9 protein-coding genes are annotated in these 12014 nt (G+C 72.2%); 1 reads left to right on the forward strand and 8 read right to left on the reverse strand.

The features are described 5' to 3' along the window. Positions 1-380 precede the first annotated feature (380 nt). Positions 381-1109 carry a peptidylprolyl isomerase gene (locus QH470_RS19335; RefSeq protein ID WP_280273796.1) on the forward strand — a complete coding sequence of 243 codons (729 nt, stop codon included), beginning with the start codon at positions 381-383 and terminating at the stop codon, positions 1107-1109. 41 nt (positions 1110-1150) lie between these two features. Here the strand turns inward: QH470_RS19335 and QH470_RS19340 are convergent, their stop codons facing one another. Genes QH470_RS19340 through QH470_RS19375 form a run of 8 tightly spaced genes read right to left on the reverse strand, consistent with a single transcriptional unit; the run spans position 1151 to position 11835 of the window. Continuing rightward, on the reverse strand, positions 1151-2674 hold the full coding sequence (locus QH470_RS19340) for an ArnT family glycosyltransferase (RefSeq protein WP_280273797.1): 1524 nt from the start codon (positions 2672-2674) through the stop codon (positions 1151-1153). Then, on the reverse strand, positions 2671-3303 hold the full coding sequence (locus QH470_RS19345) for a TetR/AcrR family transcriptional regulator (RefSeq protein ID WP_280273798.1): 633 nt from the start codon (positions 3301-3303) through the stop codon (positions 2671-2673). Before QH470_RS19345 ends, QH470_RS19340 begins: the two co-directional genes overlap by 4 nt. 54 nt (positions 3304-3357) lie before the next feature. Then, positions 3358-4893 (reverse strand): serine/threonine-protein kinase, encoded by a 1536-nt coding sequence (locus QH470_RS19350; RefSeq protein WP_280273799.1) that lies wholly within the window; start codon positions 4891-4893, stop codon positions 3358-3360. Further along, positions 4893-6140 (reverse strand): DUF7373 family lipoprotein, encoded by a 1248-nt coding sequence (locus QH470_RS19355; protein ID WP_280273800.1) that lies wholly within the window; start codon positions 6138-6140, stop codon positions 4893-4895. The genes QH470_RS19350 and QH470_RS19355 overlap by 1 nt, the downstream gene beginning before the upstream one ends. A 35-nt stretch (positions 6141-6175) precedes the next feature. Continuing rightward, a complete protein-coding gene (locus tag QH470_RS19360) occupies positions 6176-7561 on the reverse strand; it encodes a serine/threonine-protein kinase (RefSeq protein WP_280273801.1) in 1386 nt (461 codons plus the stop codon). 30 nt (positions 7562-7591) lie between these two features. Next, positions 7592-9130 carry a serine/threonine-protein kinase gene (locus tag QH470_RS19365; protein WP_280273802.1) on the reverse strand — a complete coding sequence of 513 codons (1539 nt, stop codon included), beginning with the start codon at positions 9128-9130 and terminating at the stop codon, positions 7592-7594. A gap of 3 nt (positions 9131-9133) precedes the next feature. After that, positions 9134-10360, reverse strand: a complete 1227-nt coding sequence (locus tag QH470_RS19370) for a DUF7373 family lipoprotein (RefSeq protein ID WP_280273803.1) — start codon at positions 10358-10360, stop codon at positions 9134-9136. After that, complete coding sequence (locus tag QH470_RS19375; protein WP_280273804.1) at positions 10357-11835, reverse strand: serine/threonine-protein kinase; 1479 nt, start codon at positions 11833-11835, stop codon at positions 10357-10359. The genes QH470_RS19370 and QH470_RS19375 overlap by 4 nt, the downstream gene beginning before the upstream one ends. Between the last annotated feature and the right edge of the window lie 179 nt (positions 11836-12014).

Consider the following 12014-nt stretch of genomic DNA (forward strand, 5'->3'; position numbering starts at 1 on the left):
CCCCCCCCGGCCCCCCCCCCGTGCGGGCCCCGGGGGGGGCCCCGGGGGGGTGGTTGCCCCCCCCCTTTGGCGCGCAGTAGCCGCGGGGGGCACCCGCCCCCGGGGCGGGCCCCCCGCCCGCCGCGCCCACCCCCGCGATCGCGGTACACAGCCCGGCCACACCGAATGCGATGCGTTTCATCCCTGCTCCGTTCTGGACCGGCGCCCGGCGCCGGATCGGTGGTCACCGACGAGCAACGTGCCGGATACTCTAACCCCGATCCGGGACGCGGCACCGGCGACACGATCGATTCCGCGCTTCCTCCCCCACCGCGGCGACATCGTGGAATGATGCCGGGCGAAATCGTCCCCGCGTTCCGACTCCAAGGAGAACCGCCCCGGTGAGTAGTGTTCCGCAATTCCCACAGCCCGAGACCGACCGAAACAGCACCCCGGTTCGCAAGCAGCGCAAGGCGTTGCGGCGGGCGGGCCTCGTCGCGGCGGGCGTGGCGATCGCGATCCTCGTCACCGGGCGGGCCGCCGCGGCGCCCGAGCCGCTGCACACCAGCGCACCCGGCTGCATGACCTCCTCCGGCGCACAGCCCAACGGCAAGCAGTGGCCCGCCGAGCCCGCGCTGACGATCGATCCGGGCTATCCGTACGCGGCCACGCTGCAGACGAACTGCGGCGCCATCGCCGTCGATCTCGACGCCGCGCGCGCCCCGCGCACGGTCAATTCCTTCGTCTTCCTTTCCGGCGAGCAGTATTTCGATCACACCCGCTGCCACCGCCTCACCACCGAGGGCATCTTCGTGCTGCAGTGCGGCGATCCCACCGGCACCGGCAGCGGCGGCCCGGGCTACCGCTTCGACGACGAGAACCTGGCCGGGGCCACCTATCCCGCCGGCACCGTGGCGATGGCCAATGCCGGGCCGAACACCAATGGCAGCCAGTTCTTCCTGGTCTATTCCGACAGCCGCCTGCCCGCGAACTACACGCCGTTCGGCCGGGTGAGCGCCGGGATGGACGTGCTGCAGAACATCGCCGCGGGCGGCACCAAGGACGGCTCCGGCGACGGCGCGCCGTCCACCGATGTCGTCTTCGAAAGCGTGACGGCGCAGCACAATTGAGTCGACGCGGGAGGCGGCAGTGCCGCCTTCCGCCACACCGGTCAGCCCAGGCGCAGCATGCCGTCCCAGGCCCGCGACCAGGGTTCGCGCGGGCCGTCGCAGCGCCAGATGGTCACGTCGCGGGTGACGCCGGGCATACCCAGCCGGGCATCCACGCGGCCGACCGCACGCACCTCGGCGAACCGCGACCGCAGATCGGACTCGTCGCCGCCGACCCAGAGCACCGTCGTCGCGGCGTCCGGCGGGGCGCCGAAGTAGCCGAAACCGCGGTTCGGGCTGTACACGGCGGGCAGGCCCGTCTCGTCCCGGTCGACATCGAGCGCGGCGGCCTGCCAGTAACCGTCGGCGACCACGACGACATGGGATCGTTGCGGGTCCGGGATGGACCGGTAGGCGTCGCGCACCCCCGCGCGCAGTTCCGGCCAGCCGAATTTCCCGTACAGCCCGATGGCCAGCCCCGCCGACGCGTCGTCACCGGCCGGGGTGATCTCCGACTCCGGCTGCCACGGCAGCGACCACACCACCACGAGCACCGAGGCCACCGCGAGCGATACCGCGGGCACCCGCCGCCACCGGCCCGGACGGCTCGTCCACCACACCGCCCCGGCGCTCATCACGACGGCATACGTCCCGACGACGTAGTAGGGCCGCCCGTTCATCGCCACGAAGGCCACCGTCAGCAGCGGCAACGCCAGACCCAGAAAACGATACGGGCGCAACGGTTCCCAGCGCAGCAGAGCCCAGCTGCCACCCACGACGAACAGCACGCCGAGCACACCGGCCAGCAGCAGGGCGAGCGGGACGAACGTCCACCGGCCGCCGACGGTACCCTGCTCCGCCGCGACTTGGGCGCCCATGCCGAGCTGCGGCCAACCGTGCCGCGCCTGCCACACCAGGCTGGGCACCATCGTCACCGCGACCAGCGCGGCGCCCCACCACAGCGCCGGGCGGCGCAGCAGTTCCCGGGGACCGAACACCAGCGCCCCGACCGCGATCGCGGCCCAGAGGAACGGCGACAGCCACTTCACCTGCATATCGATCGCCGTCACCACCGCGGCCCACAGCAGCAGGTGGTCGCGGCGGGTGCGGGCCCACCGCACCACCAGCCAGCCGATGACCACCCACAGCGCGGTGTCGATGGCGTTGGTGGACAGCTGCGTGCCCTGTACCAACAGGAACGGCGATCCGGCGTAGGCGATGGCGGACAGCGTCTGCGCGCCGCGGGACCCGCCGAACTCGCGCGCGAGCTGCGCGCACACCACGATCGCCGCGAGGGTCACCAGGACGGCCGGAATGCGTTGCGCCACCAGCGAACCCGGCGCTACCAGGTCCATCAGCCGGGCGATCGCGGGCAGCGCCGGGCCCTGGTCGGCGTAGCTCGCCGCGAGCCGCCGCCCGGCGGAGAGGAAGTACAGTTCGTCGCCGAAGAAGCCGTACCGGCCGATGGACAGCAGCAGCGCCACCGCGGCGGCCGCGACCACCAGCGTGATCGGCACGGTCGCGAAAGGTGGCGGTTCGTCTCGCGAAACCGACTGTGGCGCGGCGGTATTCACCGTGGTCGTCATTGTCGGGCCTCCTTCCGGGTGGCCAGATCGTAGATCCGGCGCACGTGTGCCGAGTAACTCGTCATATCGAAATCCGCGGAGTGGATCGCCCGCCCGGCCGCGCCGTCGATGGAGTCGCGGATCGAGGCGGCCATGGCGACGGGATCGAATTCGCCGAACACCCCGGACCGCTGACCCTCGACCATCAGGTCCACCAGCGGTTGCATGATCTCCTGCTCGCCCTCGCCACCGGCGAACCGCGGCCGCCCGTCCGCGTCGCGCAGGTTGAGCACGACATCCATCAGCGCGGCAACGTAGGCGCGGTTGTCGTCGATGAACGCCAGATTCGCTCGGATATAGGCGAGCAGCTTGTCCCGGGGCCCCTCGGCGGCCTCCACCGCCGGCGCGATCCGCTCGGCGCCCAAGACGTACAGCTGGACCACCAGCTGCGCCATCAGGTCGTCCTTGCCGTCGAAGTGGTAGGAGATGACGCCCTTGGAGATCCCCGCCTGCTTGGCGATGCGCGCGAGCGAGGCGTTGCCGTAACCGAATTCGGAGATCACCTCGACCGCGGCGGCGATGATCTGCCGCCGCCGCGCCTCCTCGATGAACGTCCGCTGTTGGCCATCCGGACTATTTTCTGGCCGCATGGCCAAACTTTAGCGCGAGCGGTCAGACGGTGTCATCCCCATACTTCCGGTGGCTCAGACCGGTGCGCCCGCCCACCAGCGATCGAGCAGGTCGCGGCCGGAATGCCCGCCCAGCGCCAGCAGCTGACAGAAATCCCGGCCGGGGTCCTCGAAGGTCACGGTGAGGGCGCCGGCGGGTTCGCCGCGCGGGTTGACCAGGTCGCCCCACTCGATGCGGCCCGCGCCCGACAGCCGCTGCCAGCGCTCGTCGCCTCGAAAGGTGGTGCCGCGCTGGTAGACCGGGTCTTGCACGCGCACACGTTCGGAATTGCAGCGCACGACCAGCACTTCGATCGGATTCTTGTCGCCGTTGCAGTTCAGCCGGGTGTCGCCGGTCACGGGAACGGTGACGTCGGCCGGGCGCTGGTCCTCACCCAGCGCCACGCACCGAATGCCCTGATACCCGGCGGCATCGGGAGTCGGCGGCAGCAAGCCGGGGAAGGCCTGCGTCATATAGGTGTGACTGCCCCACGTGTTGCGTGCCGCTGCCGTCGTCGTCGCTGCCGGGCGCGGCGGCGAGATGGTGGTCGTGGACGCCGCCGCCACAGTCTCGTCGGTGGAATTCCGGGTCAGCGCAACGACACTCGCCACCACCGCGACAAGCGCCAGCAGCAGGGCGCCCGCGACCAGTAGTCCGCGCCGTCGTCCCGGCGCGGCCGCGGGCGGCGGGGCGGACGGCCGCGGAGCGGGCGGAACCGGGGCACGCGGCGCGCCGAACGCGGCCGCCGCGTCGGCGGCGAGCGCACCACAGCTCGGGTACCGCTGGTCGGGATGCTTCGCCAGCGCCCGGGCGACGACCGCGTCGATCGCGGGCGGGAGTTCGGGCCGGATCGCCGTGGGGCGCGGGGGCGGGTCCTCGAGGTGCGCGTGCAGCACGGCCGCCGCGGTGGCGCGCGGAAACGGCTTCGCGCCGGTGAGCAGCTCGTAGAGCGTGCAGCCGAGCGCGTAGACGTCGGCGCGGTGATCGACCCGGTCCGCCATGAGTTGTTCCGGCGCGGCGTAGGCGATGGTCGCCACCACCGCGCCGGTCTCGGTGAGCACGGTGGGGTCGCCCACGGAGCGGCCGATGCCGAAGTCGGACACCAGGACTCGGTCCGGCTGACCGGCGCGGGAGCCGATCAGGATATTGCCCGGCTTCACGTCACGGTGCACCAGACCGGCCCGGTGCGCCTCGTCCAGGCCGCGCGCCGCCTGTTCCACGATCGACACCGCGCGCCAGGGCGCAAGCATCGCGCCGCCACGCACCAGGCCCGCCGCGTCGCCGCCCTCGACATACTGCATGGCGATCCAGAGCCGGCCGTCCTCGACGCCGCGATCGTGCACGGCCACGATATTCGGATGGTTCAGCCGCGCCACCAGTTCGGCCTCGCGCACGAACCGGGCCCGGTACTCCGCGTCGGCACTGTGGTCGGCCGACAGCACCTTCACCGCGTCGCGGCGCGGCAGTCGCGGATGCCGGGCCACGTACACCGTGCCCATCCCGCCGCCGCCGAGCACCCGCTCGATCACGTACCCCGCGAAGACCGTGCCGGGAATCAGCCTGTCCCGCATCACTGCTCGCTTCGCGCCAGCAGCAGGTACTGCGCCGAGATCTTGTGGTGGGCGTCGGCGAGGGTGCGGGCGAACACGACCGCCTCGTACCTGCCGTAGAGCATCCGGCACGCGAACCGCGGCCCGAACTGCAAGCCGGACAACGACTCCATGCACCGTGCGTCCGGAACGCCTGCGGGCGAGGCGGTCTGCCGCTGGCCGGGTTCGGTCAGCTCATCAACCGCGTCGTCGTACTCCCGGCGCGCGGCGACCGCGTCGGGCAGGCGCAACAGGGTGTGCTGCCCGTTGAGCGCGAGGACCATACCGATGCCCTCGGCGGGCCGCTGCCAGCTGCCCCACCGGTGCGAGGCCCGCGGTCCCAGCACGATGCCGGACGCGGTGACACTGGTCAGCCACCCCGCGTTCGGATCGTTGCGCCGGGTGATCACCGCGGGCCACGGCCACACCCCGGGCGCCTCCGGCAGCAGGCGGGCGAGCATGCCGTCGGTGTCGAGGGGCAGCGTGGCGAACCGGTCCGGCGGCGTGGGCCGGAAGTCGGCCAGCCGCGCGCGCTGCGCGGTGAACGCCGAGCCCGCCATCCGGCGCAGCGCATCCAGGTCGGTGGACCGCTCCCCCGCGAGCACGCTGATCACGAAGGGCCCCACGGCCGTGGTCGCGGCCAACGTCGGCGCGGTCGGCCGCCAATGCCCGTGTGCCTCAGGGTGTTCGGGAATCGGCACCGGGACGTTCTCCGGGCTGACGGCGGCGTCGACGGCGTCGATCTCGGTGGCCGCCGACCGGGCCGCGTCGTCGTCGGGGAACCGCAACAGCAGCACGGTCAGCAGCCGCGCCCGGCCTACAGCCACCTCCGCGGGGATCCCGGTGTCCATGCCGCCCACGGAGAATCCGGCCAGCATGCCGCGCCGTTCGAGCACCGCGCGGACCGGCTGCGCGAGGAATCCCGCCTTCGCGGGTGTCGGGATCGGCACCGAGGCGGCGATGCCCAGCCCGAAGGTGAGCGCCGGGTCGATCTCCACCGGGTCGATCACGGCCTCACCCATCCGGACCGATTCCAGTACCCGCCCGTACTTCTCGTTGTCGTTGGGCGGCGCGACCAGTGGCGTCACACCGTAGGGACCGATATCGACGGCCGCGCGATCGGGCGCCATGCGGACGGGACTGCCCGCGACGGTGCAACCAGTCGCCAGCAGCAGTACCGCACCCAGCGCCGAGACGACCGCCCGGTAGCGCACGTGCACACGTGGCACCGTGTCTCCCCTCTTCCCCGCCCCCGCGCGCCCGGTCATACCGGCACTCCCGGCCACCAGCGCGCGTGCAGCTCGGCCGCCGAGACCCGCCCGCTGATCTGCAGCTTGCAGAAGTTGCGGGCCGCGTCGTCGAAGAACACCTCGACTCGGCCGACGCGCGCGCCTTCGGTGTTCTGGTAGTCGCCCCATCGCACCTGGCCCGATCCGGTCGGCCGGGACCACCTCTCACCGCCGACGGCCCAGTCCGCCGGACGAGGGCTCACCCGGGACCGATCGGCCATACATTCGATGACGATCCCCACTATCGGTTCGTTGTTTCCACCGCACATCACGCGGCCGATGCGCGCCGGTTCGTACAGCGACACCGAGTGCAAGCCGTCGTCCACGGGCGTGCAGTGGGTGAGTTCGTCGAAGCCGATTCCGTCCACCGAGACCGGCAGCAGCTGTGGAAAGGCATCCGCCACATAGGCGTACGCGCCCCACAGCGCCGCCTTCAGTTCCGGCGATCGCGCCGCCGTGGAGGTGGCGGGCCCGGCCGTGGACTGTTCGTCGGGTCCGGTCACCGCCCACACGGTCACGGCCACCGCCACCAGCAGCACCGTGACGGCGACGGCCGCGGACCACAGCAGCTGACGGGACGGCCGGTGCGGCGGCGCTGCCGCGTTCGTCTCGACCGCGGCCTCGAGCGCGGCGGCCAGCGCGCCGCCGTCGGGATACCGATCCTCCGGGCGGTCCGCCGTCGCTCGCGCCACCACCGAGTCCAGCGCGGCGGGTACCCAGGGGTTCGCCCGCGACGGGGACGGCACGGGCGCAACGGGATCCGGCGGCGCACCGGTCAGCATCGAGTACAGCGTGCAGCCCAGCGCGTACACGTCGGCGCGGTGGTCCACCGCGCCACCGGCACGCTGCTCGGGCGCCGGGAACGCCACGGGATCGGTTGCGGCGCGGGCGATCCCGTGACCGGTGAGGACCACGTGATCCGGGGCCCCGGGCCGCTCGACAACCCGGATGTCGGAGGGCCGCACATCGCCGTGCCGCAGTCCGGCCCGGTGCGCCTCGCCGAGCCCGCGGGCCACCGCCGCCACGACGCGCGCCGCCCGCGTGATGTCCACGCCCGCACTGTCGGTCATCGCCGCGGCGTCGACTCCGTCGACGTACTGCGTGGCGATCCACAAGCGGCCGTCGTAGACACCGGCGTCGAACACGGCGGCCAGGTTCGGGTGCCGGATCGCCGCCGCCCGCTCGGCCGTGCGCCGGTATCGGTCCCGGAATTCGTCGTCGTGGCCGCTGGCGCGAAGGGTGATCTCGTCCAGCCGGCCGGAGCTCTGCTCGCGCGCCTCGAAAACCGTTGCGCCGCCGCGGTCGCCGAGCCGGCGGCCCAGCCGGTACCCGCCGATGACCGTGCCCTCATCGAGCGTCATGCGCCCTCCGTCCCGGGAAATCCGCCATCGTCACAGCGGTGCATCGCGCCACCACCGGTCCATGACCTCCTGCCCGGAGGCGCCGCCCCAGACATGGATCTGACAGTAATTGCGTGCCGGATCGTCGAATTGGATCTGTACGACGCCCTGCCGCGGATCGGCCACGTCCGACCACATGACCCGGCCCGTGCCGGTGGGGCGCTCCCAGCGTTCGTCACCCACGACCGCCACGTCCGTATACGCGTGCACCGTCGTGGGCGTGCGATTCGCATTGCACATGACCCCTACCGAGTCGACCGGATTCTTGTTCCCCTGGCACGACAGCATGGCCCGGCCGTTGTACGGCTTGCCGACGAGAGGCACCTGCTTCATCTGCTCGTCGACCACCACGCATCGGAGCCCTTGATATCCACCCGCAACGGGACTGGCGGGCAACAGATTCGGGAAGGGCTGCACGATGTAGTCGTACTCGCCCCACGACAACGGGCTGTTCCCGGTCGGCGGCGGGCGCTCGGACGTGGCGCGCACCGAGGTCACCGCGGTATCGGACGCCGGGACCGCGACGGGCGGCGCGGTCGTATCTCTCGTCGCCGCGACCACACCCGCGGCCACCACCGTGACGACGACGGCGAACAACGCCATCGCCCAGTACAGCCGCCGCCGCACCGGCCCGCGCGACGCCGCAACCGGGACGGACACCGGGGCGTACCGGGGCGCCCCGCCACCGGCGGCCGACGTCACATCGGCCGCCAGCGCGCCGCAGCTCGGGTAGCGGTCGGCCGGATTCTTCGCCAGCGCCCGCGCCACGATCGCGTCGAACACCGGCGGCAGGCCGGGCATGTGCGCGGTCGGGCGCGGCGGCGGATCGGCGAGATGGGCGTGCAGCACCGCCGCCGGGGTCGGGCGCGGGAACGGCTTTGTGCCGGTGAGCAATTCGTACAGCGTGCAGCCCAGCGCGTATACATCGGCCCGGTGGTCGACGGCCGCGCCGGTGATCTGCTCGGGCGCGGCGTAGGCCACCGTCGCCAGCACCGAACCCGTCTCGGTCAGCCCGGCGGTGTCGGTGGCGCCCCGAGCGATACCGAAGTCCGAGACGTACACCCGCGGCAACTGCTCCGCACCGCGCGGCTCGAGCAGCAGATTCGCCGGTTTCACGTCGCGGTGCAGCAGGCCCGCGCGATGGGCCTCGTCCAGGCCGCGGGCCGCCTCGGTGACGATGTGCGCCGCGAGCCGTGGCTCGAGCCCGCCGGGTGTGCGGCGCAACGCCTCCGCGGCGTCGATGCCGTCGACGAGTTGCATGGCGATCCAGAGGTAACCGTGCTCGACGCCCCGGTCGCGCACCGCCACGATATTCGGATGGTCCAGGCGCGCGGCCAATTCCGCCTCGCGGGCGAACCGGGCGCGGTATTCGGGGTCCTTGCCGAGTTCTCCCGGCAGCACCTTCACGGCGTCGAAGCGGGGCAGTCGCGGGTGCGCGGCCAGGTAGACCGTGCCCATCCCGCCGGAACCGAGGGTTCGCTCGATCCGGTACCCGGCGAAAACCACTCCGGGAGGCAATGTTTCGGACATCAGCTAGCCGCCGTTCACCAACAGTCCGTATTGTGCCGCCGTCTTCTGCTGTGTCGTCTTCAACTCCCGGCCGACGATCGCCGCGGTGTACCGGTCGTGCACCAATCGGCAGATGAACCTCGTCATCTTCAGGGCGTCCGGTTGCGCGCTCTCCCAGCACACCGAGTCGGGTACGCCGCCGGGAGCGGGCGCGGGCCGCAGGCCGGTCTGCGCGGTGTCCTTGCGCCTCGACTCGTCGAAGGCGCGCCGGGCCGCCGCGGGGTCCGCGTACCGCATGAGCGCGTTGAAGCCGTTGTTCGCCATCAGCTCGACCGGGTGATCGTGCTGCTTGCGGCCGCCCCACAACCACGCCGCGCGCGTCCCGTAGACCACGCCCCGGCCCAGCACCAGTGCGTTCCAGCCCGCGTCGAGATCCTTGCTCGTGCTCATCACGGCCGGATACGACCACCGGCCCGGCGCGTCGGGCACCATCCGGCGGACCATGCCGTCAAGGTCCAGCGGCAGCGCCGCCAACCGGTCGCGCGGGGTGGCCACGAAGTCGCGCAGGCGGGCGAACTGCGCGTCGAACGCCTTCGCCGCCAGACCGGTGAGGACCGCCGCGTCCGGTGCGGTGTGGCCGGCGAGCACACTGACGACGTAGTCGCCCTGCGCGATCGTGGCCGCCAGGGTCGGTACGGTGGGCCGCCAATGGGCATGTGCCGCAGGGTGTCCCGGAATCGGCACCGGCACGTTCTCGGGATTGACGGCGGCGTCGACCGCGTCGATGTCGCCCGCCGCGCGCTGCGCCGCGGCCGCGTCCGGGAAGCGCAGCACGATCGTGGTCAGCAGGCGCGAACGACCCACCACCGGACGGCCCGACGGGATATCGACGTCGGCCCCCGCGGCCGCGGCACCGGCCAGCATGCCGTCGCGCTCGAGCACCGGACGCACCGGATTGGCCAGCAGCACTGCCGCATTGGCCGGTGCGGGCAGCGGCATCATCGGCGAGGCGCCCAGCAGGTGGGTCAGCGCCGCATCGGCTTCGGCCGGGTCGATCAGCACCTCGGCCATCCGCATCGATTCCAGCACGCGGCCGTAGTGCTCGTTGCCGTTGGCCGGCTCGTCGAGCGGTGCGACGCTGTAGGCGCCGGCATCGAGCGATCGCGGATCGGGGTACGCCGCGTGCGGACGCCCGTCGGTCGCGCAACCCGCGACGAGCAGCAGTGTGAACAAGACGATTCCGACCCTCACAGCGGCGCCTCCGGCCACCAGAGGCGGCGCAGTTCGGCGCCGGTGGTCACGTCGCCGAGCACATGCATCCGGCAGAAGTTGCGGTCGGGATCGTCGAAGTACACGTCGAGCACGCCCACCGCGGGCCGGTTCAGGCGCTCCGCCGGGGAGCCGGTGAAATTCTCGGTGCCCCAGAACAAGTGGCCCGTCCCCGTCGGGCGAGCCCAGGCCTCGTCGCCCTCGACGGCGGCGAACGAGCGGTTCGGCGCGATCGGCGACCGGTCGGCGTTGCAGGTGACGTCCACCTGCAGGGCCGGATCCAGATTGCCCAGGCACAGCAGATGACCCACCGGCACCGCGGCGTCGAGATCGCCGACCTCGCCACCCGCGAGGATCGGCGTGCAGCTGGTCAGTTCCTGATAGCCCACGCCGTACGGGCTCGGCGGCAGCAGATCCGGAAACGTCTGCGGGATATACGCGTACGTGCCCCACTGGCTCGGCTCGATCGTGCCCGTCACCGGACGGTGGTCCGCGCGGGACGGTGCGCCGGACTCGGAGCTCCGCAGCCCGTACACCACGGCCGCGACCACGACGACGAGCGCGACCACCGCGGCGAGCGCGACCATCCGGCCCGGTCGCCGTCCGGCCGTTCCGTGCCCGGCCGCCGCCGCCCGCGCGGCGGCCGCGAGTTCGCCGCAGGTGGCGAACCGGTCGCCGGGTTTCTTCGCCATCGCCTTGGCGACGACAGCGTCGAAGGCCGCCGGGATCCGCGGGTTGCGTTCGGACGGGCGCGGGGGTGGTTCGTGCAGGTGCGCGTACATCACCGAACCCGGGCTGTGGCGCGGGAACGGCACCGAGCCGGTGAGCATCTGGTACAGCGTGCAACCCAGCGCGTAGATGTCTGCGCGGTGATCCACCGGTTCGCCGCTGAGTTGCTCCGGCGCGGCGTAGGCCAGCGTGGCCGAGAGCCCGCCGGGACCGGCGAGCGTCGTGGAGTCGTCGGCCGGGCGCGCGATGCCGAAGTCGGTGACCAGTACGCGGTCCGCGCCGCCGGGTTGCTCGGCGACCAGGATGTTGGCGGGCTTCACGTCGCGGTGCAGCAGCCCGGCCCGATGGATCTCGTCGAGCCCCTCGGCCGCCTCGGACAGGATGCGCACCACGCGGGCCACGTCCAGCACGGCCGGGCCGCGGCGGATCAGATCGCCCAGATCGCCGCCGTCGACGTACTGCATCGCGATCCACAGCCGGCCCTCGTCCTCGCCGCGGTCGCGGACCGCCACCAGGTTCGGATGCTGCAATCCCGCCGCGATCTCGGCCTCGCGCAGGAAACGCGCGCGAAAAGCGGCATCGTCGGCATGCGATTCCGCCAGCACCTTCACCGCGTCCTTGCGCGGCAGCCGCGGATGCTGGGCCAGATAGACCGTGCCCATCGCGCCCGAGCCCAGCTTGCGCTCGATGCGATACCCCGCGAAGGACGCGTGCTCGGCGACGTCCATCGAGCCTCCCCTCCCCGTGATCCAGTTGTGGGCAACAGCCGCAACCCGAAAGGTGTTGCGGCGCAGTTGCCCCCGCCCCATCCGATTCTTCTGCGGGCACGATACCTTGCAATCCGAGTTTTCGCCCCACCCCATTTTCACCAGCACCGGCAACACGAAGGGCCGCGCTTCCTGCGGGA

The organism is Nocardia wallacei, assembly GCF_029868745.1.
Lineage (GTDB): Bacteria > Actinomycetota > Actinomycetes > Mycobacteriales > Mycobacteriaceae > Nocardia > Nocardia wallacei_B.

Bases quoted from the DNA above. Each gene is read 5' to 3' on its own strand.
- QH470_RS19345 (WP_280273798.1), bottom strand. From the start codon at position 3,303: ATGCGGCCAGAAAATAGTCCGGATGGCCAACAGCGGACGTTCATCGAG.
- QH470_RS19350 (WP_280273799.1), bottom strand. From the start codon at position 4,893: ATGCGGGACAGGCTGATTCCCGGCACGGTCTTCGCGGGGTACGTGATC.
- QH470_RS19360 (WP_280273801.1), bottom strand. From the start codon at position 7,561: ATGACGCTCGATGAGGGCACGGTCATCGGCGGGTACCGGCTGGGCCGC.
- QH470_RS19365 (WP_280273802.1), bottom strand. From the start codon at position 9,130: ATGTCCGAAACATTGCCTCCCGGAGTGGTTTTCGCCGGGTACCGGATC.
- QH470_RS19375 (WP_280273804.1), bottom strand. From the start codon at position 11,835: ATGGACGTCGCCGAGCACGCGTCCTTCGCGGGGTATCGCATCGAGCGC.
- QH470_RS19340 (WP_280273797.1), bottom strand. From the start codon at position 2,674: ATGACGACCACGGTGAATACCGCCGCGCCACAGTCGGTTTCGCGAGAC.